Origin of the sequence: Streptomyces sp. NPDC050147, from assembly GCF_040660195.1 — a bacterium.
In the GTDB taxonomy this organism is placed as follows: domain Bacteria; phylum Actinomycetota; class Actinomycetes; order Streptomycetales; family Streptomycetaceae; genus Streptomyces.
Genome location: NZ_JBFALJ010000019.1, coordinates 42,866 through 66,851, shown reverse-complemented (window position 1 = coordinate 66,851; position 23,986 = coordinate 42,866). Strand labels below are relative to the sequence as shown.

Below are 23,986 nucleotides of genomic sequence, written 5' to 3'. Positions count from 1 at the left end.
CGTGCCCGCACCTCATCCTGACCGCCACCCACTGAAGGAGACCGCGTGCCGAATGACACCCGAGTAACGCGCCGCTTCGGCCTGCAGACCGCGCTCGCCGCGGTGGCCGTGCCCCTGTTCACCACCGCGCTGGCCGCCTCGCCCGTCCACGCGGTGGAGCGCGCGGGGCGCCGCCTGGAGGTGATGTCGTTCAACCTCCGCTACGCGAGCACCACGCCGCCCAACACCTGGGCCGACCGCCGCCCGGTGACCCGGGAACTGCTGCGCCGCGCGCGCCCTCACGTCATCGGCACCCAGGAAGGCCTCTACCAGCAGGTACGGGACATCGCGGAGGACCTCGGCCCGCACTACGACTGGATCGGCACCGGCCGGGCGGGCGGCAGCCGGAACGAGTTCATGAGCGTCTTCTACGACACCCGCAGACTCGCGCCGATCGAGTACGACCACTACTGGCTCTCCGACACCCCGGACGTCATCGGGTCGAACACCTGGGGCGGCGGCTCCATCCGCATGGTCACCTGGGTCCGCTTCCAGGACCTGCGCACGGACACCGAGCTGTACGTCCTCAACACCCACCTCGACAACGCGAGTCAGTACGCACGCGCGCGTGCCGCCAATCTGATCGCCGAACGGATCCCCCGCCTCGACCGGTCCCTGCCGCTCCTGGTCACAGGGGACTTCAATGTCGCGGCCCACAAGAACCCGGTCTACGACACGATGCTGGGCGCCGGTCTTGTCGACACCTGGGACGCGGCGGACGAGCGCAGCAAGGCGTACGCCACCTTCCACGGCTACAGGCCGCTGGTGCCGGACGGTGACCGGATCGACTGGATCCTGGCGACACCCGACGTGCGGGTCCACTCGGCGGCCATCAACACCTTCTCGAAGGGCGGACAGTTCCCGAGCGACCATCTGCCGGTGCAGGCGTCACTGAGCCTGTGACGCAGCGAGGCCCTTGCCCCGCGCGCGACGCGGGACAAGGGCCTCATGCAAGTCGATGAGATCAGCCCTTGCGGGTGTTGACCTCTTCGGTGAGGGCGGGGACGACGTCGAAGAGGTCGCCGACCACGCCGTAGTCGACGAGGTCGAAGATCGGGGCCTCGGCGTCCTTGTTGATCGCCACGATCGTCTTGGAGGTCTGCATGCCCGCCCGGTGCTGGATCGCCCCCGAGATGCCCGAGGCGATGTACAGCTGCGGGGAAACACTCTTGCCGGTCTGGCCGACCTGGTTGGAGTGCGGATACCAGCCCGCGTCCACCGCCGCGCGCGAGGCGCCCACGGCCGCACCCAGGCTGTCGGCCAGCGACTCGATGAGGTGGAAGTTGTCCGCCCCGTTCACGCCACGCCCGCCGGAGACCACGATCGCGGCCTCGGTCAGCTCCGGACGCCCGGACGACTCCCGCGGGGTGCGCGCGGTCACCTTGGTACCGGTGGCGGCCTGGGAGAAGGACACGGCCAGCGCCTCGACGGCGCCCGCGGCCGGAGCGGCCTCCACAGCGGCGCTGTTGGGCTTGACCGTGATGACGGGGGTGCCGGTGGTGATACGGGACTTGGTGGTGTACGACGCGGCGAACGCGGACTGCGTGGCGACCGGGCCCTGCTCGGAGGCCTCCAGGTCGACGGCGTCGGTGATGATGCCCGACTTGATGCGCACCGCCAGCCGGGCGGCGATCTCCTTGCCCTCGGCGGAGGAGGGCACCAGCACGGCGGCCGGGGACACGGCCGCACAGGCGGCCTGCAGCGCGTCCACCTTCGGCACGACCAGGTAGTCGGCGAACTCCGGCGCATCGGCGGTCAGCACCCTGACCGCACCGTGCTCGGCCAGCACGGCAGCGGTGTCGGCGGCGCCGTTGCCCAGCGCCACGGCGACGGGCTCACCGATGCGGCGGGCCAGCGTCAGCAGCTCCAGGGTGGGCTTGCGGACGGCACCGTCCACGTGGTCGACATAGACCAGAACTTCAGCCATGAGACTTCTTCTCTCCTGCGGTACGAGGGATGAGGGATGGAAGGGGGGAGCCGAAGCTTCAGATGAACTTCTGGCCCGCGAGGAACTCGGCGAGCTGCTTGCCGCCCTCGCCCTCGTCCTTGACGATCGTGCCCGCCGTGCGCGCGGGACGCTCGGTAGCCGAGTCGACCTTCGTCCAGGCACCCTCCAGACCCACCTGCTCGGCCTCCAGGTCCAGATCGGAGAGGTCCCAGGCCTGCACCGGCTTCTTCTTCGCCGCCATGATCCCCTTGAAGGACGGGTAGCGCGCCTCACCCGACTGGTCGGTGACCGACACCACCGCCGGCAGCGAGGCCTCCAGCTGCTCGGAAGCGGCATCCCCGTCGCGGCGGCCCCTGACGACACCGTCCGCCACCGACACCTCCGACAAAAGCGTCACCTGCGGCACACCCAGACGCTCGGCCAGCAGCGCGGGCACCACACCCATCGTGCCGTCCGTCGAGGCCATCCCCGAGATCACCAGGTCGTAGCCGGCCTTCTCGATCGCCTTGGCCAAAACCAGCGACGTACCCAGCGCGTCCGTGCCGTGCAGATCCTCGTCCTCCACATGGATGGCCTTGTCCGCGCCCATCGACAGCGCCTTGCGCAACGCGTCCTTGGCATCCTCCGGACCCACCGTCAACACGGTGATCTCCGCGTCATCCGCCTCGTCCGCGATCTGCAACGCCTGCTCGACCGCATACTCGTCCAGCTCCGACAGCAGGCCATCGACGTCATCCCGGTCGACGGTCAGGTCATCGGCGAAATGCCGGTCGCCGGTGGCGTCAGGCACGTACTTCACGGTGACAACGATCCTCAAGCTCACGCCGGCTCTCCTACTGCATCGTCTTTGCTGGGCTGCTGCCTTGCTCTGGCCACTGCCTTCTTGCAGGCAGCATAGGCGCCTGAAGGGGCGGATCCCGGTCGGGGCGGCCCGCGCTCCGACCAGAATATTACTCGCCAGTACACCCAGTACATTCCCACTAAGCAAGCGCTTTGAACTGTGACCTTCCCAACGCTCCGTAATCGGGCCCAGAGCGGGTCATTCGGGAACCCTCAGTCGCGCAGAGCGTTGAAGCGGCCCTGGTGGTAAAGCAGGGGACGGCCGGCGCCCGCGGGGTCGCCCACCACCGCCTCCGCGAGGACGATCCGGTGGTCACCGGCAGGCACCCGCGCCACGACCCTGCACACCAGCCAGGCCAGCGTGCCGTCGAGCACGGGAACTCCCTCGGGCCCCTCGTACCAGCGTGTCCCCTCACCGAAGCGGTCGGCGCCGCTGCGCGCGAAGGTCGTGGCGAGGTCGAGCTGGTGCTCGCCGAGTATGTGGACGCCCACGTGTTCGGCCTCCGAGACCGCGGGCCAGCTGGAGGCCCCCGTACCAATGCCGAACGAGAGCATCGGCGGCTCGGCGGAGACCGAGACGAGCGAGGTGGCGGTGAAGCCGACAGGCCCGGAGGGGCCCTGAGCGGTGATCACCGCGACCCCCGCCGCGTGCTGCCGGAAGACGGAGCGCAGGAGGTCGGGGGAGGCGAGCTGTGGGGTGCGGAGATCGGGGGTGGCCGTCATGGAAGTGTCCTTCTGCCGGAGGTACGAGCGGTTCCGTGGCTGCTCAGCAGCCCGGACAGCGCGCACTTGCATGACGGGCGAGGTCCACGTGGACGCGCTCGTAGAGAAGGAGCTCCGGAGGCATGGGAGCAGGCTGGCGACAGGTGTCGGGCGCAGTCAAATCCGTTCCGCGATGTGAAAGACGGCCTTGCCGATGCCGGCGATCACGTCGGCCTTGCGCGGCTGGCCGGTCGCGCGCAGCACGACCTGTCCGTCCGCGTCGAGCACCAGCACGGTCGGCGTCTTGAGGATGCGCAGTTCCCGTACGAGATCGAGTTCGGCCTCGGCGTCGATCTCCACATGCGTGACACCGGGGACCATTTCGGCCACCTCGGCGAGCACCCTGCGCGTCGCGCGACACGGCTGACAGAAGGCGCTGGAGAACTGCACGAGCGTGGCGCGCTCCCCCAGTTCCTGCCCCGCCCACGCGCCCGCCACGGACGCGTCGATCCAGACCCCCGCCTCGCGTATCCGCACGTCAGCCTCCCGTCCCGCCTCATGATCCAACTGTCCCCGCCTTCAGCGTCCGGGCGCCCGGATGCATTCCCGACGTGACGAGAATCTCGCGCTCGCGGGGAACGATGGGTGGTCAGCCGTCCGTTCTTGGGGCACGATCTGCGCAACGCCGAAAAACCTACGGCTGCGTAACTTCCCGCCGGGAGCCCCCTCCCATGGCAGACACGAAGGGCCCTCCCCACCCATGGCAGAGCTTGTCTACCGTCCGGTCATCGGTGCCGCTAAAACGCTGTTCAAGGCATGGGACCTGAAGATCGACTGCAAGGGGTCGGAGAACATCCCTCGCACCGGCGGCGCGGTGCTGGTCAGCAATCACATCAGCTATCTCGACTTCATCTTCGACGGTCTCGCCGCCCTGCCGCAGAAGCGCCTCGTGCGCTTCATGGCCAAGGAGTCGGTGTTCCGGCACAAGATCTCCGGTCCGCTGATGCGTGGGATGAAGCACATCCCCGTCGACCGCAAGCAGGGTGAGGCCGCGTATCAGCACGCGCTCGACTCGCTGCGTTCCGGGGAGATCATCGGCGTCTTCCCCGAGGCGACGATCTCCCCGTCGTTCACGCTGAAGACCTTCAAGTCCGGCGCCGCGCGCCTGGCCCAGGAGGCCGGCGTCCCGCTGATCCCGATGGCGCTGTGGGGCACGCAGCGGCTGTGGACCAAGGGGCAGCCGCGCAACTTCAAGCGCAGCCACATCCCGATCACGATCCGGGTCGGCGAGCCGGTGGAGGCTCCGAAGGACCAGTTCGCGGGCGCGATCACGCGGCGGCTTCGCGAGCGCTGCCAGGAGCTCCTCGAGGCAGCGCAGCGCGCCTATCCCGTACGCCCCAAGGGCCCGGACGACACGTGGTGGATGCCGGCGCACCTCGGCGGCACCGCGCCGACGCCGGCCGAGGTGAAGGCCGCCGAGGCGAGCTGAATCGATTACTCCGGGCGCTCGGACGCCCGCTCCGGCGCGTGGACGGTGAGCCGCGCGCCGGGGCTGAACTTCGCAAGGAGTTCGGCCAGCTCGGCGCCCGCTTCCTCGACGCCGGAGTCCGGCCCCATCCCCTCGAGCAGGAAGATGGCGTTGATCGACTCCTCCGTGAGGCGGGTGCGCGGCCCTTGGCGCCAGTTCCAGCGGCGGCAGGTGACGCCCTCGTCGTCGCACCAGACCACCTCACCCGCGTCCGGGTGCTCGACGGCCCGCTCCCCCGCGGCCATGGTGACGAAGTCCTCGGTGCCGTCGGCCCGCAGCAGACGCATGCCGCCCTTGATGTGGTCCAGGTCCTCGCCGCCGACCGGGATCAGGTGGGCCACGCTGATCGCGTTGTAGACGTCGACGAGGGTGTTGATGCGCGGCAGACCGCCGTCGGCGAGTGCGCGCTTGGCCAGCGCCTCGGCGGAGTTGCGGGTGCGGGACGGCTTCGCGCCGAAGGCGGTGTACGCCGCGCGCCAGGCCACCATGTGGGGGTCCTCGTGCGGGGCGCGGCCGCCGAGCCGCTCCGCGAGGCGGCGTGCGGCGTCGTCGAGGAGGGCCGAGGTCTCGTCGGTGCTGGGCCCGTTGACGAGTCCGTGGGCCTCGATGGCGACGTGGGTGAAGCCGGGCGCGAGGGCGCGCACTTCGTCGGTCACGGTGATCTGGAAGGTCATCGGCTGCCTTGCGTCGGGGGTATGGCGGTGTAGGCGCACGGTTCCGGGCCGCGGTTCAGAGCGCGTCGGGGAGGTGCTCCCACAGGTACGGCCGGTCCGGTGCGCTCTTCAAGGCGCGGAGAACTACCGCGTGTGGTGCAGCATAGAGTACTGGATAGTCCACCTCACTGGACTCGACATCCGCCATGAAGGCCAGCCGCTCACCACCGAGGGAGAACTGGGCGTCGACGCCGGGCTTGTTTCCCCGTGGGTCCTGTCGGTGCCAGGCGCCGTTGAACCGGACCGCGACGAGGCCGTGCACGCAGTACCCGGTGCCCGCGTCGTACGCCAGTCGCTGATAACAGAGGGCGGTGGGGATGTCCTCGGCCCGCAGCAGCGCGGCCAGCGCGTGGGCCTTGGCATGGCAGATACCCGTGCCCTGCTCCAGGACGTCGGAGGCGCGCCAGGTCACGCGCGGATCGCCGCTGTCGGCGGAGTGCGGAACGGTGTCCCGCACGAACTCGTAGGCGGCCTGAGCGTATGCGTATGAATCGGCGGCATCGGCGGCGAGGCGCGCCGCCGTCTCGCGGACGAGCGGGTGATGGTGGTCGATGACCTCGTCAGCGGCCAAGTAGGCGGACAGGTCAGGGTTTTCCTGGATCAGCTGCATGCCACAGGAGCATAGAAATGCGATCGACCGCACGTCAATAGCTTTACGGTCGATCGCATACCTATGCAGTTGTTTCCGGAGAGGCGTTACCGCGCCATCTCCTCCTTGAGCGCCGCGACGAAGCCGTCCACGTCCTCCTCGCGCGTGTCGAACGCGCACATCCAGCGGACGTCGCCCGCCGCCTCGTCCCAGAAGTAGAAGCGGTACTGCTTCTGCAGTCGCTCGCTCACGTCGTGCGGCAGCCGCGCGAAGACCGCGTTGGCCTGGACCGGGTAGAGGATCTCCACGCCGTGGACGGCGCGGACCCCCTCGGCGAGGCGCTGCGCCATCTCGTTCGCGTGCCGGGCGTTGCGCAGCCACAGGTCCTTGGCGAGCAGGGCCTCCAGCTGCACCGAGACGAAGCGCATCTTGGAGGCGAGCTGCATGGACATCTTGCGCAGGTGCTTCATGTGGCTGACGGCGTCCTGGTTCAGGACGACGACGGCCTCGCCGAAAAGCGCGCCGTTCTTCGTGCCGCCCAGGGACAGGATGTCCACGCCGACCGCGTTCGTGAACGTCCGCATGGGGACGTCGAGCGACGCGGCGGCGTTGGATATCCGCGAGCCGTCGAGGTGCACCTTCATACCGAGTCCGTGCGCGTGGTCGCAGATGGCGCGGATCTCGTCGGGCGTGTAGAGCGTGCCCAGTTCGGTGTTCTGCGCGATCGAGACGACCTGCGGCATCGCCCGGTGTTCGTCGTCCCAGCCGAACGCCTGCTTGTCGATCAGCTCGGGCGTGAGCTTGCCGTCGGGCGTCTCCACCGTGAGCAGCTTGAGGCCGCCCATGCGCTCGGGGGCGCCGCCCTCGTCCACGTTGATGTGCGCGGACTCGGCACAGATCACCGCGCCCCAGCGGTCGGTGATCGCCTGGAGCGCGACGACGTTGGCCCCCGTGCCGTTGAAGACCGGGAACGCCTCGGCAGTCGGACCGAAGTGACCGCGGATGACCTGCTGGAGGTTGGCGGTGTAGTCGTCCTCGCCGTACGCGATCTGGTGACCGCCGTTGGCGAGAGCGATGGCGGCGAGCACCTCCGGGTGGGCGCCCGCGTAATTGTCGCTCGCGAACCCCCGTACATCCGGATCGTGGTGGCGGCGTGCGTCGGTCTTCGGAGGGTTCACGGCTTCTCTGTCGCGGGTGTCGCGAGCGGTCACGGCTTCTCGGTCAGCCACAGGCGGGTTCCGTTCACTTCTCCGGCGGGCCGCTCCCAGACTCCGGCGATGGCCTCGGCCAGCTCCGTGACGTCCGTGAAGCCCGCGAACTTCGCGTTGGGCCGCTCCGCGCGCATCGCGTCGTGCACCAGCGCCTTGACCACCAGGATGGCAGCCGCCGCGGTCGGGCCCTGCTCGCCCCCCGCCTTGCGGAAGGCGTCACCGAGGGCGAGGGTCCATGCCTCCGCCGCCGCCTTCGACGCCGAGTACGCGGCGTTGCCCGCCGTCGGCTTGGAGGCGCCGGCCGCGCTGATCAGGAGATAGCGGCCGCGGTCGCTGCGCTGCAGGCCGTCCTGGAAGGCGAGCGTGGTGTGCTGCACCGTACGGATCAGGAGCTTTTCGAGCAGGTCCCAGTCGGCGAGGTCGGTCTCGGCGAAGTTCTTGCTGCCGCGCCAGCCGCCGACGAGGTGGACCAGGCCGTCGATGCGCCCGAACTCCTTCTCCGTGCGGGCGGCCCACTGCCGGGTCGCCGTCAGATCGAGGAGATCGACCGTGTCGCCGATGACGGTGGCACCGCCGTGCGCGTACCGCGCGGCGTCCACGGCCTCCGCGAGGCGCGCCACGTCGGCGTCGGACGCCACGACCGTGGCACCGGCCTCGGCGAGCCTCAGCAGCGTGGCACGGCCTGCCGGCCCGCCTGCCCCCGCGACCGCGACCACGGCTCCATCGAGTGCGGACATCGTCCTCGCCTCCTTGGTGGTGCGGTCGCTCATGCGGCGACCTTCTCGGCGCTCGACGCGGTGATCCCCTTGGTGGAGGCGATCACGTGCTTGAGCTTCTTGGAGAGCGCCTCATAGAACATGCTGAGCGGAAACTCGTCGGGAAGCACCTCGTCGACGAGTTTACGTGGCGGAAGCTGCACATCCAGGGCGTCGGGGCCCTTGGCCCAGCGCGATCCGGGGTGCGGCGCGAGGTACTGGGACACCAGGTCGTAGGCGGCGAACCAGTGGACCAGCTTGGGGCGGTCGATGCCCGCGCGGTAGAGCTCCTCGATCTCGGCGCACAGCTGGTTGGTGACCTGCGGCGCGCGATCCCAGTCGATCTTGAGCTTGTTGTCGGTCCAGCGGACGACGTCGTGCTTGTGGAGGTACGCGAAGAGCAACTGGCCGCCGAGCCCGTCGTAGTTCTTGACACGGTCGCCGGTGACCGGGAAGCGGAACATCCGGTCGAAGAGGACGGCGTACTGCACGTCGCGGGCCTGCGGGACGCCCTCGGCCTCCAGCTTCACGGCCTCCTTGAAGGCGGTGAGGTCGCAGCGCAGCTCCTCCAGGCCGTACATCCAGAACGGCTGGCGCTGCTTGATCATGAAGGGGTCGAAGGGAAGGTCGCCGTGGCTGTGGGTGCGGTCGTGGACCATGTCCCACAGGACGAACGCCTGCTGGCAGCGGTCCTGGTCGCCGATCATCTCGCGGATGTCCTCGGGGAGTTCGAGGCCGAGGATGTCGACGGACGCCTCGGTGACGCGGCGGAAGCGGGCCGCCTCACGGTCACAGAAGATGCCGCCCCAGCTGAAGCGCTCGGGAGCCTCGCGCACGGCGATGGTCTCCGGGAAGAGCACGGCCGAGTTCGTGTCGTACCCGGCGGTGAAGTCCTCGAAGGTGATGCCGCAGAACAGCGGGTTGTCGTAGCGCGTGCGCTCGAGCTCGGCCAGCCACTGAGGCCAGACCATGCGCAGCACGACCGCTTCGAGATTGCGGTCCGGGTTGCCGTTCTGCGTGTACATCGGGAAGACCACGAGGTGCTGCAGGCCGTCCTCGCGGTGCGCCGCGGGCTGGAAGGCGAGCAGCGAGTCGAGGAAGTCCGGCACCTGGAACCCGTCGTCGGCCCAGCGCCGCAGGTCCGCGCCGAGCGCCTTGTGGTATGCGGCGTCGTGCGGCAGGAGCGGGGCGAGCTGGTCGATCCCGGAGATCACGCGGTCCACGGCGAGTTCGGCCACGGACCTGGCCGGGGCGCCCTCCCTGTCGAAGTCGATCGAGCCGTCCGCGGACTGCCACGGGCGGATCTCTTCCACGGCTTCCTTGAGCATCGGCCAAGCCGGGTGCTCCACGACCCTTCCCATGGGGGCACCCCCGCTCGCGGGAGGAACCGCGTCTTCCGTAACCCTCTGCACAAGAATTTCCGTCACTTGTCAACCTCCCCGGGAGAACCTCGCGTTAGAACACCGTATGTGTCCGAGGTTCTCCACCACAAGAGGAGCCTCGGGAAATTATCCTGTGACACCCCCAACATCACCGCTGTTTTTCCTGCGGTACACCGTTGCGGCGACTGCTTCTGCCGCTTCCGCCATCGCAGTCCGCGCATCGTCCAGGAGCCGCGGGAAGCCCAGGAACCCGTGGAACATCGCCGGGTAGTGCCTCCGTGTCACCGGGACCCCCGCCAGCCGCAGCTTGACCGCGTACGCGGCGCCCTCGTCGCACAGCGGATCGCAGCCCGCCGTGACGATGTGCGCGGGCGGCAGCGCGGCGACGTCCGCGCCCACGGGTGAGGCGTAGGGGTGGGTGCCGTCACCGTCCGGGCCGAGATACTGCTCCCAGAACCAGCGCAGGTGCGCGGCGGTGAGGAAGTAGCCCTTCGCGTTCGACGTATACGACTCGCCGGCCTGCCCCGCGTCGAGCACGGGGTAGATCAGCACCTGGAGCGCCACGGCGGGCCCACCCCGGTCCCGCGCCATCAGCGCCACGACGGTGGCGAGCCCGCCCCCGCTGCTGTCCCCGGCCGTCACCAGGGCGCCCGGATCACCGCCGAGCTCACCCGCCCGGATCTCGGCCGCGACCCAGGTCAGGGCCGCGTACGCGTCCTCGGGGGCCGCGGGAAAGGGGTTCTCGGGCGCGAGGCGGTAGGCGACGGAGACCACGACGGCGCCGGACTCCGCGCACAGGGCGCTGACCGTGGCGTCGTGGGTGTCGAGGCCGCAGAGGGCGTAGCCGCCGCCGTGGAAGAACAGGACGGTGGGACGGGCGTGGCTCACCGCTCCGAGGCGGCGCGCCGCCTCGGGGCGGTAGATGCGTACCGGCAGGTCAGGAGCCCCGGCAGGGCCGGGGATGTCCCGGTCCTCGACGCTCCCCACGGGCGGCACGGCCTTGCCGGGGGAAGGCGTCGCGGCGAGGACGCGGCGGGCCTCGGCCGCGTCGGTGACGGCGCCGCCGAGGTCGGGGAACGCGGCGCTCAGCGCGTCGACGAGGGGCCGTGCGGCCGGGGCGAGGCGGTCACCGTCCGCGCTCACGACGTGCGGGCGCGAGGCGGGGTCCCGTTGGTCGCCGTCCGTGCTCGCCGCCATCACCCCGCCTCCTGGGCGCGAAAGTAGGGGATGACCTTCTCGCCCCACTGCCGCAGGGTCTCCATGCATGCCTCCTGCGGGACGGTGCCCATCTGGATGAGGCACATGATCTCGTCGGCGCCCGCGTCGCGGAGCCGTTCCACGTACGCGATGGCGTCGTCGGCGGTTCCGTAGGCGTGATCGGCGTTGAAGGTGGCCGTGGAGGTGGGCCGTACCGGAATGTCGTGCTCGTGCAGCCGCGCGACGACCTGCTCGGCGGCCTCCCGCATCGCGGCCGCCTCGTCGGCCCCTTCGACCACGGCCTCGTCGGGGATGCCCGCGCCGCCGTACCAATGCCCGATGGACTGAGCGAAGAACCGCTGCCCGCGGATGCCGACGCGCCGGGCGCTCTCCCGGTCGTCGAGCACGATGGTCGGACAGAGCACGGAGAAGTGGTCGTTGACGACGCTGGACACGAGGCGCGCGTCACCGCGGCCCGCGATCGCCGTGTCGTACGCCGCCCGCATCTCGGCGATCGACTCGGGCCCCGCGAAGCCCATCACCAGCGCGCCGACGCCGAGTTCCGCGGCCTGCCGCAGGGTCTCGGTCCTGCTGCAGGCGAGGAAGAGCGGGGGGTGGGGGGTCTGCCGCGGCCGGGGCAGGATGGGGTGCGGATCGATGTCGAGCAGCGCGCCGTGATGCTCCAACTCCTCGCTCTCCCAGGCCTTCCCGATGATCTGCAGCGCCTCTTCGACCTCCTGGGTCGTACGTTCCTTGTCCACGCCGCACAGTGAGGTCTCCTGGAGCGTCCCGCCGCGCCCCGCCCCGAGGTCGAGCCGTCCGCCGGACAGCAGGTCGAGCATGGCGGCGCGCTCGGCGACCCGCGCCGGGTGGTTGAAGGCGAAGGGCATGCAGACCACGCCGTGTCCGATGCGGATGGTGCTGGTGCGCGCGGCGACCCAGGTCAGGAAGATCTCCGGGGCGCTCATGTGGGCGTACCACTTGAGGGAGTGGTGCTCGACGGCCCACACCCGGTCGAACCCCATCTCCTCGGCCCGGACGGCCTGTTCGACGCAGTCACGGATGAGTTGGTGCTCGCGCTCGACGGTGGGGTCGGCGAGCTGCGCTTCGAATATGACGGAGAACTTCACGTGCCCTCCAGGGAGTTGTGCCGCTGCGGTGTGCCGCTGTGCGCGCGGGCGCCCTTGTTTCGATTAGCCATATGACTAGTCGTCAGGTGTCGAATCCGCAAGAGGTCGCGCGCGGCGCCGGTGACGGTCTTCGGCATGTTTCCCAGGCAGCACGAAGACTTCCCCGGCAGGGCCGAAACGGCCCTGCCGGGGAAGCGCTGTCCCTCAGGTGCGGGGGGTCAGTTCGTGTTGAGCGTCAGGCCGTAGTGCCGCAGCGTGTCGTCCAGCGGCTGGAAGTACGAGGAGCCCTGGTCGTTCACCCCACCGCACGACTGGTTCGTCGGGCCGCCCGAGGTCATGCCTTGAGCCTGGTTGCCCGCGATGTACGCGCCGCCGCTGTCGCCGCCCTCCACGCACACCGTGGACCGGCCCAGGCCACTGACCACGGTGTCCGGACCGCCGTTGCGATCGGTGTAGGTGACGGTCACGTTGTACGCACCGACCCGTCCGCACGTCCAGCCCGTCGTCGAGCCCGACTTGCACAGGGTCGCGCCGACCGCCGCACGCTGACCGCCGCGCACCGCGACCGAGGCGCCGTTGCCCCAGGTGCCGACGGCCGTGGTGATCGAGGAGCCCGCCTGGATCGTCGCCAGGCCCATGTCCACGCTGTTGCGGCCGACCGCGAAGCGGGTCGTGGAGCCGGTCGCGAACTGCGAGCCGTTGAAGTAGAGGCCCGGGTTGCCGACCACGCAGTGGCCCGCGGTGACGAGGTACTGCCGGCCCGCGGCACTGCGTGCGCCGAAGCCGACCGAACACCACGAACCGGGCTGGTTGTTGATGTTCATGCGGCTGCCCGGAGCGACGGCCGCCTTCGCCTCCAGCTCCTGCCCGTTCTTGACGATACGGACGGCGTCGCCGTATCCGCGGGCCTTCTTGAGGAAGGCGCGCGCCGCAGGGGCGGTGGAGTCGGCCACCGTGACCTTGACCGTGTCGGAGGCCAGATCGGCTTCCCAGGAGGCTATGCCGCTCGGCACTCGCTCGGCCGCCGCCGCGTCGAGTGCGGAGGTGACGCGCGTCAGCTCCGCCTCTCCCCGACTCGGTATGCGCGCGGTCAGGCCGGTGGCCTTCACCTGCGCCGCCGCACGGGACGCGCGGACGTTCACGGTCAGTTCGCCCTTCGCGTCGAAGAACGCACCGTCCGTCCGGACACCGTCCCGGTGCAGCCGGTCCAGTCTCCGCTGCTGGCTCGCCTGTTCGTCCAGACGCCGTACGGCGGCGCTCTCGCTCACACCGAGCGTGTCCGCCAAGGCCTCGATCATCTGCGGCTCGTAGCGCGGCGTCGGGGGCACGTCGGCGTGCGCACCAGTGGCACCCGTCGTGACAACCAGGGCTCCGGCTGCCGCGGCAGCGAGGAGGTAATGCCGAACATGCGCCATGGGAATGCCTTCCAAGGGTAAGTGGGGGGTGGCATAGGGACGTTCGGCGCACCGGGGTGGGGTCAATTGGTGCACCGAACATCCATCGACGCCGTACCCGGGATTTCCCGGACCGCGCCGTTGGGCGAAACCTTCCCGTCACTTCGGTGGCCGCACAAGGCATGGCGAAGCACCGGCCCTTAAGGCGAAAGGGGTAAACACTTAATGCGCGCCCGCAGGCCTGGAGCGTGGGAAGAGGAGCCTCCTGCGCGTGCACAGCGGAACGCCGGGAGGCGGGAGTTGACGGCCCCTGAGCTGCTCGGCGTGAACGCCCGCACCGCGCCTCTTTCGACGAGGGCCGATGCCGGCGTGCCGATCGGTCCGAGCCCGATACGTGACGCGGAAGCGGCGTTACGGATATTGACGTACGCGGCCCGGCGGGGTTTGGTAGGCGAGGCGTCAGGCCGGGAATTCTTTTGTCCGTCGCCCGTGTCCGGCCATGTCCAGCGATGACACACAACGGCATTCATCGGGCAGTTGCGCCTGCTCCGTGAGTGCGGCTCGTCATCTGTCATGCCGGGAGGCGAAATTCGTGACGGTCACATCCGGGCTGACGTCGGACAATTCGGAATCCGGTACTGGGACGGTCTTTTCGACGGATTCCCCCGCTCCGTTCGCCGTGGCCCTGCGCGAAGCGGTGCGCCGCCGCGGGCTCCCCCTGGACCGGATCTGCGAGCGACTCACCGCCCGCGGCATCCGCCTCACGCCCGCGACCCTCAGCTACTGGCAGCGCGACCGCACCCGCCCCGAACGCTCGGACTCCCTGCGCGCCGTGGTCGCGCTGGAGAGCATCCTCGACCTGGCGCCCGGAGAACTCTCCGGTCTTTTGCGACCCCAACGTCCGCGCGGACGCCGCCCGGCCGTACGCATCGACGAGCACGCGACCCGCCGTCTCTATGGTCCCGCGTCCCGGCAGGAACAGGCACTCGGCGATGCCTTCCCCCGCTTCAACCAGGGGATCGCCATTCTCCTCACCCGCGAGGTCCTGCACCTGGACCGGCGGGGCTGCGTCAGCCGACTGACCATCAACCACCTGGTCCGCGCCGTCTGCGACGGTCCCGACCAGCTGATCAATCTGCACTTCCTGGACGATCCCGACGCCGGACTGCCCGAAGCGACCGTCCACTGCGGACAGCTGGAATCAATGCGGCAGGACGCGGCCTCGGGCGGTGTGATGCTCCAGATCGGCTTCGGCCGTCCGCTGTCGTTCGGCGAGACCACGACCGTCGACTACGAGATCCGCACCGCCTCGCAGGAACACCCGACGACACTCCACGAGCGGGGCATCCGCGGCAACCAGGACGCCTATCTCCTGCAGGTGCACTTCCCCCACGACCGGCCACCGGCGATCTGCCACTCCTACTACCGGGAGAACGCCTCCGCCCAGCAGCGCAAGGTACGCCCCCTGACCGTGGACTCCTCCGGCGCGGCCCACCTCTACGCGGCGCAGTGCCGCCAAGGCATCTACGGCATGAGCTGGCAGTGGCCGGACGAGGACTCCTAGGCCGGGGCCCGCACCGCTGGGCGCGGGCCCCGGCCCCGGATCACGCACCGACGTGCGCCCTGTGGATCAGAGGCCGAACTCCTGCGGGGAGAGGCCGAGCGCCGCGCACGCTTCGCGCAGGACCTGCTCCTCGGCCGGGGCGATGTACCCGTCAGCTCCGGCGACGACGAAGCCGGTCTGCACGACCGCCTTGGCCTCCATCGGCTTCTTCGCCGCCTTGGCGATCTCCTGCATGACCTCGGTCTTGCCCTGCTGGAAGTTGAACGACAGCTGGTCGACGTGCTTGTTGAACCGCTGCTGCAGCTGCTCGGGCGGGAAGTTCTTCAGTACGTCGTTCTGCAGGATCAGTGACTCCACGTGCCGGCGCTCGGCCGGGTCGACCGTGCCGTCGGCGGCGGCGACCAGGGCGCACATGGCCATGCTCGCGTCGCGATAGGCACCGCTCTTGAGCTCCGTCTTGAGGGAGGAGAGCTGGGACTTGAGCACGCCCACGAGCTGCGCCTTGGACCCGCCCGACCCCGACCCCGACCCCGGTCGTCCCTGACCGCCGGAGCTGCTGCGTGCCCCCTGCGACTGCTGCAGACCCTTGGCCTGGTCCTTGATCCGGTCCCACATCGCCATGCGTGCCACCTCGGCTACCTGTTAGCTCGTCCGCGCGCGTTCCACGCGTCTTTCTGCCAACGCCTCCCCGCCCCGCGAAGTTCCGTCGTCCACGGCGCCGGGGGACGGCTCGAACCAATGAACACCGATCAGGAACGAAGAAGCACCCAACGCCCCGCCCCGCCTAGCGTGATGGACATGGCAAACATCGCATCCGTCACCCTCGACGTGGCCGACCCCACGGCAGCCCAGCACTTCTACACCACGGCCTTCGATCTGGAGACGCAGCTGCGTCTGCGGGCCTCCGAGGAGCCGAGCACCGGCTTCCGTGGGTTCTCTGGGGCTACGGCGGCGTCATACAGGCCCCGGACGGGACGATCTGGAAGGTCGCGACCTCGGCCAAGAAGGACACCGGCCCCGTCACCCGGCTGATCGACGAGATGGTGCTCCTGCTGGGCGTCGCGGACATGACCGCGAGCAAGCGGTTCTACGTGGAGCAGGGCTGTGCCGTGGCGAAGAGCTTCGGACGCGTGTACTGCGAGTTCCGGGCCGGGGCGAACGCCTTCAAGCTGGCGCTCTACCGGCGTCGCGCCCTGGCCAAGGACCTCGGTGTCTCCCCTGACGGCACCGGCTCGCACCGCCTCGTGATCAGCGGCGACGCCGGGTCCTTCACCGACCTGGACGGCTTCGCCTGGGAGGCCGCGGCACCGGCACCGCGCGCCCACTCCGCGTGAAGCGGCCAGGTGTGCATGGGCCCGCGGGTCGTCGACGTCACCGCCAAGGCGCCTCGGCCAACGGCATCCCACCGTCCGCGCGTTGAGCCCGACCCGTCCTCAGCCGACCTGCGTGTGGAACTGCACGAGGCGTTGCTGGACGAGGTTCACCGTGCCGCGCTGACGGCCCGGCACGCGGCGCCGCAACGCGACCAGGGCCGGGCCGAGTTCGCGGACGGTGTCCGGGTCACGGATTTGCTCCCACTGGTGGTGGGCCAGGTCCGCGGCGGCCTCGACATCGGGGGCGTCGGGGGCTTGACCCGCGGTGAGCCTGGTGGAGACCACGGCGAGCCAGATCTCGCAGCTGCGTTCGGGGTCCTTGGCGAAGATCGCCAGATGTCCGCGAACCTCCATCCAGTGCACCACCTCGGGCGAACAGGGCCCGTACGTCCGCAGCGCCTCCTGCTCCCAGGCGGCGGCCATGGCCGCCGCCTCGCCATGGCGTCCCGCCTCGACGGCCTGGGTGATCGCCGCGTGCGGGTCCGCGCCGGGAGCCCCCGGCGCCGCCGCAGCCGGCACGTCGGAGGTGGGCGCCTGCTGCTGGGCGGGGACCGGTGCCCGGCCGCGCGGGCCCGCGGGTGCGCCGGTGGGGAAGGCGACGAGGGCGGGGTCGACGGACAGCAGCATGACGTCGGTCGCGCCCTCCTCCGCCGTCTGGGCCGCGACGTGCTGATGCAGCTCCGGCAGCGGCGGCCGGTGCCCGCTGCGCAGGACCGTCGCCAACGCCTTCATGTACGAGGGGGCCGCGACGGCACGCCGGCCGGGCGGCGGAGCGATGCGTCCGTAGAGCGCCACGCCCGCCCCCACTTCCAGGGGGCGCTGCGCCAGCTGCTGCCAACTGTCGGCGTCGGCATGCAGGTCGGCGACGACGGTCGTGCTGCCGGGCGGGCGCAGCCGTAGCTCCTGGGCGATCCAGTGCCAGGGGAATCCGGTGTAGCGCACCGTCGCCGCCGTGGTCCGCGCCAGGGCGACATGTTGCAGTCGCTGACGGCGATCGAGACTCAGCTGTCCGATCAGGTACACCGTCAAAGGCCCCGGCGCCATGGCGGCCGCACGCAGCCGAGTCAGCACGGTCTGCGGGTCGAGCGGGTCCGCCAGCTCCACGACACTCGCGGTCGCGGTACCGGCGAGCACCGCCGGAGACACCGCGGCGAGTACGGGCAGCACGGAAGCCGCGTCCACCATACGGGCCTTGCCGACCGGCGCCGCCGCAATCAGCAGCGCGGTCCCGGGCACCGTCCCCTCCCCATCAGTCACCAGAGCACCGTATCCGCTGCTCACCTCGGGGGCGGCAGCGGTGCTCACCATTTCACCTCGCCCGGCCCCACCGGCTTGCCTCCAGGGCTCCCTGACGGCGCGGGTGTCGGGCCGTACAGGGCGGGTATGGAGGGTGTTGCTCGGGGCAGCGGACGGTGTTGCCGGAGCCTGCGGCCGCCGCCGGTTTCGGCGGCGGCGGCCGCGGCGCTCCTGGGGGCGGGCTCCCCTTGGTGCCCCAGGAGCGGGTGTCCGCACCGGCCGGCGACCGGAGGCCGCGGGAGTGGCCCCCGACGCGACAGCCGGCGGGACGAGCCGGTGTCCATGCGTCCGCTGCAAGGAAGTACGGAACCGGCAGCCTGAGTTGCCGCTGTGCCTGCCGCTCGGCGTCAGAGCCTGAGCCGAGCGGTCGGGCCGGTCCGGGGGCTGGGGGCGGGCCTCGGCGCCAGGGTAGAACGAGCGGGCGGGGGCGGACAACGCCTTCTCCCTCCGGAACGACCTTGCCCTGGGCGCGAAATGGCCCGGCCGCCGAGGCGGGCGCGTCGGAGGTCCGGTGGCCGGTTCGGAAGGATGACCGATTACTTTCCGCGAGAGCTCCGGTCAGAACCCCCGTAACCGCGAAAATGAAGCGGCGACCACGACCGAATCCTTCAGGAGAGTTCCAGATGCGTACGTTGATCAGCACCGCTTTCGTCTCGCTCGACGGCGTCGTGGAGGCCCCGGGCGGCGAGCCCGGTTACCGGAACTCCGGATGGACCTTCAAGGACATCGAGTTCCTCCCGGAGGCGTTCGAGATCAAGGGCCGGGAGCAGGAGGAGGCCACGGCGATGTTGTTCGGCCGGGTCAGCTACGAGGCGTTCAGCCCTGTGTGGCCGGGCATGGAGGAGTTCGCCGCTTACAAGGAGATGCCGAAGTACGTCGTCTCCACCAGCCTCACCGAGGGGGACCTGGTGTCGGAGTGGGGCGAGACCACGATCCTGCGCTCCTTGGACGAGGTGGCCGCGTTGAAGAAGACCGAGGGCGGCCCGATCATCATGCACGGCAGCGCCGCCCTGAACCGGAACCTCTCCGACGCGGGTCTGATCGACCGCTACCACCTGCTCGTCTTCCCGCTGCTGCTCGGTGCGGGCAAGCGCCTGTTCAGCGACACGGACAAGGACGCCCAGAAGCTGCGGCTCGTGGAGCACGAGGCCTACGCCAACGGCCTGCAGAAGAACGTCTTCGACGTCGTCCGCTGAGGCCGTGGCCACCGGCCGCCAGCCCACTAGCCGCCCCGTACGACACAGTCCTCGGGCTGTGGCTTTCCGGTGGGCCAGGCCAGCTTCACGTACTCCAGCGTGCCCGGTCCCGCCTTCGTGCCGGGCTTCAGGGCTACGACCGCGAGCGGCTTGTCGTACGGGTTGCCCGCCTTGGTGAGGCAGATGCGGCCGCTGGTGCCGTTCACGCGGTTCTTCGACTGCATCGTGGCCCAGCGGTTGCCCACCTGCTCGGCGGAGGGGACGGCTTCTCCGGTGGGCTTCGCACCGCGGATCGCCTCGACCGCGGTGCGTACCCCGTCGTGCACCATCATGGTGCGGGAGTCGCCCAGTTCCTGTTCCGTGGTGAGCAGCGGCATCCGCAGGAGCAGCACACCCTGGCCCGCCCGGCCGCGCGGGGCCAGCCGCCGCCAGTGAGGCGGGTCCTCCTGGTCCGGACGGTAGTCGGCGAGTTCCTCGGTGCGCGGCTCGTCGGCCAGGAACAGTGGCCGCGCCATCCGTTCGCTCGCCACGAGCACCGTGCGCTCGCGGTGGCCGTCGGCCCGGTCGGCGAGCGTGGCCGCCAAGAGTCCACGGCCCACCGGCCAGTTGGCGTGTTGCAGCAGCACGGCGGGGCGGCCGACGCGGGTGAGTGCGGCGCCGATGCCGGTATAGGCGGCGTCCAGGTCTTCCCGCAGGGCGCGGAAGAGGAAGCCCTCGGCGAACTTGCGCTCCTCGCCGCCTGTTGGAAGTCGTGGGCGAGCAGCCGCAGTGCGGTGCCCGCGCTTCCGGCAGCGCCGGGATAGTCGCCGTAGGTGGCGCGCACCGGTTCGGCGCCGGTGCGCGCCAGCTTTTCCAGGAACTCCGTCAGCGTGGCTCCCACGAGGGGCGCCGCCGCGGGGGCGACGACCCCGGCGAGGGAAGAAGCCCTCGTCGTCGATGAGCCCCTCGAAGCCCAGTTCCCGGCCCATCCGGCTTACCCCCGTGCCGTGCGTGGCCGCAGCGCGGCGAGTGGTCAATGTCGCACGGAGCGTACTTGCATGGCTTCCGAATACATCAACTTTCCTGCATGAAAGGTCAGTTGGCGTATTCCCTGCGTGCGGGCCCCTCGGCTTCACTTGGTCGCGATGTGTCCGAGGGGGTCGGGCGCGGCCGCCAGCGCTTCGCACTCCACCTGCCAGGCGGGGTCGCCGGCACGCAGCTCGCTGCGGAGATAGGCGCAGGTGAGCCGCTGGACGGCGGACACGCGTGCGGGGTTCTCGTCCGTGGTCTCGGCGACGTCGTATCCGGAGATCCCGCCGAGCCCGTGCTCCGCGCCGAACAAGGTGAGCAGCGCCTTGCGGCCCGGCGAGAGGACGTACGGATCGGTGTGCCAGTCCGCGCCCGCGACCGTCATGTGGGCGGACTCGTCCTTGTCGCCCGCGACCACGAGCGTCGGCGTCGCCATCCGGGAGAAGTCCGCGGTCGAGAAGAAGGGCCAATTCCTGGCCACCTCGCCGGTGAGTGCGTCACCGCCCCTGCCGGGCGCGGCAAGAAGGACGCCCGCCTTGACGCGCGGGTCGGCCAGGTCCACCTCCGTTCCGTCCTGCGGGTCGGTGAGCCGGGCGCCGAGCAGCAGGCTCGCGGTGTGCCCGCCCATCGAGTGCCCGGCCACGGCGACCTTGCCGCGGTCCATGCGCCCGCGGAGCTGCGGGACGGCGGTCTCGACGGCGTCGAGCCCGTCGAGGACGCGCTTCATGTCCTCGACCCGCGACCGCCAGTACAGGGGCGCGCCGGGGGTGTCGGGGTCCAGGCTCAGCGTCCGCGAGCTCAGATGGGTGGGCTGGATCACGACGAATCCATGGGCCGCCCAGAAGTTCGCGAGGGGGGCGTAGCCGTTCAGGGAGGAGAGGTGGTGGGAGGGGCCCTGGCCGTGTGAGATGAGGATGACCGGCAGGTCGGTCCCGGTCACCGGCGCGGAGACCCGGATCTCCAGATCCACGGGCCGGTCGGGGGCCGGCAGCGCCACGGGGCTGACCGAGAGAACGGGGCTCGGCGAGCCGAAGACGTCGGCGTCATCGGTTATGGCGTTCATGTCACTCATGTCGGCCATCGGACTCTTTGCACTCATGGTGCGCGTTTCCCTTCGGTGGCCTCCACTGCCGGTTCCTTGCGGACCGGCAGCCAGGGAGGCGGTGAGGCAGCGAGGCGGTGAGGTAGACAGCCAGAAGCGTCCGGCTTCGGATATGCTGCAAGCGGAACGTTGTTCCGATTACGTGATGACGATACGGAACATCGTTCCGCTTTGTCAACGACCCCTGACCCGAAGGAAGGAGAGCGTGATGCCCACCGCAAGCAACTCCGGAGAGGTACCGGCCCGCAGCGCGCCCCGAAGCAAGCGGGCCGACGCGCGGCGCAACGAGCGGACGCTGCTCGCCGCCGCCGCCGCGGTGTTCGTCACCTCCGGCGTCGACGCGCCGATCCGCGAGATCGCGGCCAGGGCGGGTGTCGGGGTGGGGACGATCTACCGCCACTTCCCCACCCGGTCCGATCTCGTCGTCGCCGTCTACCGTCACCAGGTCGAGGCGTGCGCCGAGGCGGGCCCGGCCCTGCTTGCGGACGCCGAGTCCCCGCTGGCGGCGCTGCGCCAGTGGGTCGATCTCTTCGTCGATTTCCTGGTCACCAAGCACGGGCTCGCCCACGCGCTGCAGTCGGACAGCAGCGGCTTCGAGGCGCTGCACACGTACTTCCTCGACCGCCTGGTGCCCGTCTGTGAGCAACTACTAGAGGCCGCGGCCGACGCCGACGAGATCGAACCCGGTACGCGCGCCTACGAACTCATGCGCGGCATCGGCAACCTCTGCATCGGCCACGACAGCGACCCCGACCGCTACGACCCCCGCCGACTGATCGAACTGCTCCTTCAGGGACTGCGGCGGCCTCAGCCGTCCTGACTCCTGCCGGTCACGGCAACCACGGCGCCCCGGATTCAGCAAGCCGCCAAGGACAATTCAGTACGGCTTCTGGAAGTCGCCGGCCGAGCCTCAGACGTTCCGGCCGTGCTCACTCACCGCGACCCTGGCCAGCTTCGTCAGCATCATGCCGTTGCGGACCCCGATCACGTAGTCCACGGGGAGCCCGTGCATCCGGGTGCCGGGGCCCCTCAGAGGGTGCCAGTCCAGGATGAAGAGGGTGTGTTCGCCCCAGGGGATCAGGTTCATGGCGATCCGGGCCGCTCCGAGGGGGCCCGCCTTCGCCTCCAGTTGCAGGCGGCTCTCCGGTTCGCTGATGCGGACGACGCAGGTGTCGTCCAGGGCCAGCGGACCGACACCGACCCGGACCTTCAGGCGGGCGCCCACCGCGGGCCAGTGCGGGTCCACGGCGAGAACCTCCTGGGTTCCCGTCACCCACTCCCCGTACCGGCGGCCGTCGGACAGCAGACGCCAGACCTCGGTCGGCGAGGCCAGGATCAGACGGCGGCTCCGGGACACACTGACCACGCTCCTCCTGAGGGGTATGTGCCGATTTTTGCACTTTGCCGTCTGAGGTACCTTCCGGAGCGGCCGCTGCCGGGCGCCACGCCTTGTGCGAAGGTGACCGAAAGGGTGATCCCGTCCCTCGGACGCCTCGATCGCCTCGAACACTTCGATCGCCTCGACCGCAAGGAGCCGCATGCCCACCGCAGCCACCTCAGCGAGCCTGGCCCTCGACCTCACCTCGGGGCTGAAGACGCCTGACCTGGAGAAGCTGTACCAGGATCTGCACCGCCACCCCGAGCTCTCCTTCCAGGAGCACCGCACGGCCGGGATCCTCGCCGGACGGCTGCGCGGCGCCGGATACGCGGTCACCACCGGCGTCGGCGGCACCGGGGTCGTCGGCGTCCTGGAGAACGGCGAAGGGCCCGTGGTGTGGCTGCGCGGCGACATGGACGCGCTGCCGGTCACCGAGACCACGGGGCTCACGTACGCCTCCACCGTCGACGGTGTCATGCACGCCTGCGGCCACGACATGCACGTCACCTGGCTGACGTTCGCCGCCGAAGCCCTCGCGGCCGCACGCGACACCTGGTCGGGCACCCTCGTGGTGATCGGGCAGCCCGCCGAGGAGGCGGGCGGCGGAGCCCGGGCCATGGTCGTCGACGGGCTCCACGAACGCGTTCCCCGCCCCGACGCCGTCTTCGGCCAGCATGTCGCCCCCGGCCCCGCGGGCCTGGTCTCGCACACGCCAGGGCTGATCATGTCGGCCGCCGACGACGTGCACATCGTGGTGCCGGGGGTCGGTGGCCACGGCTCGCGGCCCGAGGCGGGCGTCGACCCGGTGGTGACGGCCGCGTACATCGTCACCCGATTGCAGAGCGTCGTGTCCCGTGAGGTGTCCGCGGCGGACTCGGTGGTGCTGACCGTGGGGCAGTTCCACGCGGGCCAGCGGCCCAACATCATCCCCGCGGAGGCCCGGCTCGGCCTGAACCTCCGTACGCAGGACGTGAAGGTGCGCGAGCGGGTGCTGGCCGCCGTCCGCCGCATCGTCGAGGGGGAATGCCAGGCCGCCGGGTGCCCGACGCCGCCCGAGGTGAACACCGGTGCCGGCTTCCCGGCCACGGTCAATGACGCGGCGCTGGACGCGGAGATCGCGGACGTGCACCGCGAACTGCTGGGCAGCGGCGGCGTGTTCGACTTCGGGCCCGCGATGGGCAGCGAGGACTTCTCCCTCCTCGTGCCCACCGGGGTGCCCTACGACTTCTGGTTCGTGGCCTCGACACCGCGGGCCGCCTGGCACGCCGCGCCGGGCGAGGAACTCGGTGAGAAGATCACCTCGGTGCCGGGCAACCACAGCCCCCTGTTCGCCCCGGACCTCTCGGTCCTGCTGCCGGGCGTACAGACCTTGGTGGGCGCCGCGCTGCACAAGCTGAGCGGCTGAGGCCCCGGGTGAACGACCCTCAGCGGACGGCCGCGTGGCCGGTGAGGGCCTGGCCGAGGGCGAGCGTGTGCGTCCCGCTCGTGCCCTCGTAGGTCGGCACGGCCGCGCCCGTGACACCTCCGACTATGCCGTAGCGCGCTTCGAGGCGGACGGTGCGGGTGGTGCGGGTGGTGCGGGTGGTGCGCTCGAACGCCGGTGACCTTACTACGCCGGTCAGCGGCTTGAGACCCCGCCGC

At 70.3% G+C, this 23,986-nt stretch carries 23 protein-coding genes and 1 pseudogene; 7 read left to right on the top strand and 17 right to left on the bottom strand.

The window, feature by feature from the left end; translation table 11 throughout:
• The first annotated feature begins 45 nt into the window (after window positions 1–45).
• On the top strand, window positions 46–942 hold the full coding sequence (locus AB0I94_RS26765) for an endonuclease/exonuclease/phosphatase family protein (RefSeq protein ID WP_363312211.1): 897 nt from the start codon (window positions 46–48) through the stop codon (window positions 940–942).
• Between the two features lie 61 nt (window positions 943–1,003).
• Here AB0I94_RS26765 and AB0I94_RS26760 read toward each other — a convergent pair whose 3' ends face one another.
• The 4 genes from AB0I94_RS26760 to AB0I94_RS26745 all read right to left on the bottom strand — a co-directional run bounded on the left by AB0I94_RS26760 (window position 1,004) and on the right by AB0I94_RS26745 (window position 4,060).
• Entirely contained in the window at window positions 1,004–1,966 is a 963-nt protein-coding gene (locus tag AB0I94_RS26760) for an electron transfer flavoprotein subunit alpha/FixB family protein (protein WP_363312210.1), read from the bottom strand.
• 58 nt (window positions 1,967–2,024) lie between these two features.
• On the bottom strand, window positions 2,025–2,810 hold the full coding sequence (locus tag AB0I94_RS26755; protein ID WP_363312209.1) for an electron transfer flavoprotein subunit beta/FixA family protein: 786 nt from the start codon (window positions 2,808–2,810) through the stop codon (window positions 2,025–2,027).
• Between the two features lie 230 nt (window positions 2,811–3,040).
• Window positions 3,041–3,550, bottom strand: coding sequence for a flavin reductase family protein (locus AB0I94_RS26750; protein ID WP_363312208.1), 510 nt, complete (start codon window positions 3,548–3,550; stop codon window positions 3,041–3,043).
• A 156-nt stretch (window positions 3,551–3,706) separates the two neighbouring features.
• Complete coding sequence (locus tag AB0I94_RS26745) at window positions 3,707–4,060, bottom strand: thioredoxin family protein (protein WP_363312315.1); 354 nt, start codon at window positions 4,058–4,060, stop codon at window positions 3,707–3,709.
• A gap of 229 nt (window positions 4,061–4,289) precedes the next feature.
• Between AB0I94_RS26745 and AB0I94_RS26740 the strand changes: the two genes are divergently transcribed.
• Window positions 4,290–5,018 (top strand): lysophospholipid acyltransferase family protein, encoded by a 729-nt coding sequence (locus AB0I94_RS26740; RefSeq protein ID WP_363312207.1) that lies wholly within the window; start codon window positions 4,290–4,292, stop codon window positions 5,016–5,018.
• Window positions 5,019–5,023: 5 nt separating this feature from the next.
• Here the strand turns inward: AB0I94_RS26740 and AB0I94_RS26735 are convergent, their stop codons facing one another.
• The 8 genes from AB0I94_RS26735 to AB0I94_RS26700 all read right to left on the bottom strand — a co-directional run bounded on the left by AB0I94_RS26735 (window position 5,024) and on the right by AB0I94_RS26700 (window position 13,449).
• Window positions 5,024–5,731: a phenylalanine--tRNA ligase beta subunit-related protein gene (locus AB0I94_RS26735; RefSeq protein ID WP_363312205.1), complete on the bottom strand. Its 708-nt coding sequence runs from the start codon at window positions 5,729–5,731 to the stop codon at window positions 5,024–5,026.
• 55 nt (window positions 5,732–5,786) lie between these two features.
• Window positions 5,787–6,380, bottom strand: a complete 594-nt coding sequence (locus AB0I94_RS26730; protein WP_363312204.1) for a transglutaminase domain-containing protein — start codon at window positions 6,378–6,380, stop codon at window positions 5,787–5,789.
• An 86-nt stretch (window positions 6,381–6,466) separates the two neighbouring features.
• The gene (locus AB0I94_RS26725) at window positions 6,467–7,537 is read right to left on the bottom strand and encodes a low specificity L-threonine aldolase (RefSeq protein WP_363312314.1); all 1,071 of its coding nucleotides are present in this window, start codon (window positions 7,535–7,537) and stop codon (window positions 6,467–6,469) included.
• A gap of 29 nt (window positions 7,538–7,566) precedes the next feature.
• Entirely contained in the window at window positions 7,567–8,340 is a 774-nt protein-coding gene (locus AB0I94_RS26720; RefSeq protein ID WP_363312203.1) for an SDR family NAD(P)-dependent oxidoreductase, read from the bottom strand.
• Window positions 8,337–9,752 carry a DUF6421 family protein gene (locus AB0I94_RS26715; RefSeq protein WP_363312202.1) on the bottom strand — a complete coding sequence of 472 codons (1,416 nt, stop codon included), beginning with the start codon at window positions 9,750–9,752 and terminating at the stop codon, window positions 8,337–8,339. Before AB0I94_RS26715 ends, AB0I94_RS26720 begins: the two co-directional genes overlap by 4 nt.
• Window positions 9,753–9,833: 81 nt before the next feature.
• Entirely contained in the window at window positions 9,834–10,904 is a 1,071-nt protein-coding gene (locus AB0I94_RS26710) for an alpha/beta hydrolase (RefSeq protein ID WP_363312201.1), read from the bottom strand.
• Window positions 10,904–12,034, bottom strand: a complete 1,131-nt coding sequence (locus AB0I94_RS26705) for an LLM class flavin-dependent oxidoreductase (RefSeq protein ID WP_363312200.1) — start codon at window positions 12,032–12,034, stop codon at window positions 10,904–10,906. Before AB0I94_RS26705 ends, AB0I94_RS26710 begins: the two co-directional genes overlap by 1 nt.
• Before the next feature lie 218 nt (window positions 12,035–12,252).
• On the bottom strand, window positions 12,253–13,449 hold the full coding sequence (locus AB0I94_RS26700; RefSeq protein WP_363312199.1) for a S1 family peptidase: 1,197 nt from the start codon (window positions 13,447–13,449) through the stop codon (window positions 12,253–12,255).
• A gap of 571 nt (window positions 13,450–14,020) precedes the next feature.
• Here AB0I94_RS26700 and AB0I94_RS26695 point away from each other — a divergent pair.
• Entirely contained in the window at window positions 14,021–14,992 is a 972-nt protein-coding gene (locus AB0I94_RS26695; RefSeq protein ID WP_363312197.1) for an XRE family transcriptional regulator, read from the top strand.
• 66 nt (window positions 14,993–15,058) lie between these two features.
• On the opposite strand, the gene AB0I94_RS26690 is transcribed toward AB0I94_RS26695, so the two are convergent.
• On the bottom strand, window positions 15,059–15,613 hold the full coding sequence (locus tag AB0I94_RS26690) for a TerB family tellurite resistance protein (protein WP_363312196.1): 555 nt from the start codon (window positions 15,611–15,613) through the stop codon (window positions 15,059–15,061).
• Window positions 15,614–15,790: 177 nt separating this feature from the next.
• Here AB0I94_RS26690 and AB0I94_RS26685 point away from each other — a divergent pair.
• Window positions 15,791–16,326, top strand: a pseudogene (locus AB0I94_RS26685) (glyoxalase).
• Between the two features lie 99 nt (window positions 16,327–16,425).
• Here AB0I94_RS26685 and AB0I94_RS26680 read toward each other — a convergent pair.
• Window positions 16,426–17,601 (bottom strand): hypothetical protein, encoded by a 1,176-nt coding sequence (locus AB0I94_RS26680; protein ID WP_363312313.1) that lies wholly within the window; start codon window positions 17,599–17,601, stop codon window positions 16,426–16,428.
• Between the two features lie 683 nt (window positions 17,602–18,284).
• On the opposite strand from AB0I94_RS26680, the gene AB0I94_RS26675 reads away from it, so the two are divergent.
• Window positions 18,285–18,857 (top strand): dihydrofolate reductase family protein, encoded by a 573-nt coding sequence (locus AB0I94_RS26675; RefSeq protein ID WP_363312195.1) that lies wholly within the window; start codon window positions 18,285–18,287, stop codon window positions 18,855–18,857.
• Between the two features lie 26 nt (window positions 18,858–18,883).
• On the opposite strand, the gene AB0I94_RS26670 is transcribed toward AB0I94_RS26675, so the two are convergent.
• Together AB0I94_RS26670 and AB0I94_RS26665 are read right to left on the bottom strand one after the other, a co-directional pair.
• Window positions 18,884–19,873 carry a hypothetical protein gene (locus tag AB0I94_RS26670; RefSeq protein ID WP_363312194.1) on the bottom strand — a complete coding sequence of 330 codons (990 nt, stop codon included), beginning with the start codon at window positions 19,871–19,873 and terminating at the stop codon, window positions 18,884–18,886.
• Between the two features lie 95 nt (window positions 19,874–19,968).
• Window positions 19,969–20,928: an alpha/beta fold hydrolase gene (locus AB0I94_RS26665; RefSeq protein ID WP_363312312.1), complete on the bottom strand. Its 960-nt coding sequence runs from the start codon at window positions 20,926–20,928 to the stop codon at window positions 19,969–19,971.
• Window positions 20,929–21,175: 247 nt separating this feature from the next.
• Between AB0I94_RS26665 and AB0I94_RS26660 the strand changes: the two genes are divergently transcribed.
• Entirely contained in the window at window positions 21,176–21,787 is a 612-nt protein-coding gene (locus tag AB0I94_RS26660) for a TetR/AcrR family transcriptional regulator (RefSeq protein ID WP_363312193.1), read from the top strand.
• 90 nt (window positions 21,788–21,877) lie between these two features.
• On the opposite strand, the gene AB0I94_RS26655 is transcribed toward AB0I94_RS26660, so the two are convergent.
• Window positions 21,878–22,324 carry an SRPBCC family protein gene (locus tag AB0I94_RS26655; RefSeq protein WP_363312311.1) on the bottom strand — a complete coding sequence of 149 codons (447 nt, stop codon included), beginning with the start codon at window positions 22,322–22,324 and terminating at the stop codon, window positions 21,878–21,880.
• A 181-nt stretch (window positions 22,325–22,505) separates the two neighbouring features.
• Here AB0I94_RS26655 and AB0I94_RS26650 point away from each other — a divergent pair, with 181 nt between their 5' ends.
• Window positions 22,506–23,750: an amidohydrolase gene (locus AB0I94_RS26650; protein WP_363312191.1), complete on the top strand. Its 1,245-nt coding sequence runs from the start codon at window positions 22,506–22,508 to the stop codon at window positions 23,748–23,750.
• Window positions 23,751–23,986: the final 236 nt, after the last annotated feature.

What these genes read in the sequence shown, in the direction of transcription:
- AB0I94_RS26760 (WP_363312210.1), bottom strand. Translation starts at nt 1,966, where the DNA reads ATGGCTGAAGTTCTGGTCTATGTCGACCACGTGGACGGTGCCGTCCGC.
- AB0I94_RS26750 (WP_363312208.1), bottom strand. Translation starts at nt 3,550, where the DNA reads ATGACGGCCACCCCCGATCTCCGCACCCCACAGCTCGCCTCCCCCGAC.
- AB0I94_RS26740 (WP_363312207.1), top strand. Translation starts at nt 4,290, where the DNA reads ATGGCAGAGCTTGTCTACCGTCCGGTCATCGGTGCCGCTAAAACGCTG.
- AB0I94_RS26735 (WP_363312205.1), bottom strand. Translation starts at nt 5,731, where the DNA reads ATGACCTTCCAGATCACCGTGACCGACGAAGTGCGCGCCCTCGCGCCC.
- AB0I94_RS26730 (WP_363312204.1), bottom strand. Translation starts at nt 6,380, where the DNA reads ATGCAGCTGATCCAGGAAAACCCTGACCTGTCCGCCTACTTGGCCGCT.
- AB0I94_RS26720 (WP_363312203.1), bottom strand. Translation starts at nt 8,340, where the DNA reads ATGAGCGACCGCACCACCAAGGAGGCGAGGACGATGTCCGCACTCGAT.
- AB0I94_RS26710 (WP_363312201.1), bottom strand. Translation starts at nt 10,904, where the DNA reads ATGGCGGCGAGCACGGACGGCGACCAACGGGACCCCGCCTCGCGCCCG.
- AB0I94_RS26700 (WP_363312199.1), bottom strand. Translation starts at nt 13,449, where the DNA reads ATGGCGCATGTTCGGCATTACCTCCTCGCTGCCGCGGCAGCCGGAGCC.
- AB0I94_RS26690 (WP_363312196.1), bottom strand. Translation starts at nt 15,613, where the DNA reads ATGGCGATGTGGGACCGGATCAAGGACCAGGCCAAGGGTCTGCAGCAG.
- AB0I94_RS26675 (WP_363312195.1), top strand. Translation starts at nt 18,285, where the DNA reads ATGCGTACGTTGATCAGCACCGCTTTCGTCTCGCTCGACGGCGTCGTG.
- AB0I94_RS26665 (WP_363312312.1), bottom strand. Translation starts at nt 20,928, where the DNA reads ATGAACGCCATAACCGATGACGCCGACGTCTTCGGCTCGCCGAGCCCC.
- AB0I94_RS26660 (WP_363312193.1), top strand. Translation starts at nt 21,176, where the DNA reads ATGCCCACCGCAAGCAACTCCGGAGAGGTACCGGCCCGCAGCGCGCCC.
- AB0I94_RS26650 (WP_363312191.1), top strand. Translation starts at nt 22,506, where the DNA reads ATGCCCACCGCAGCCACCTCAGCGAGCCTGGCCCTCGACCTCACCTCG.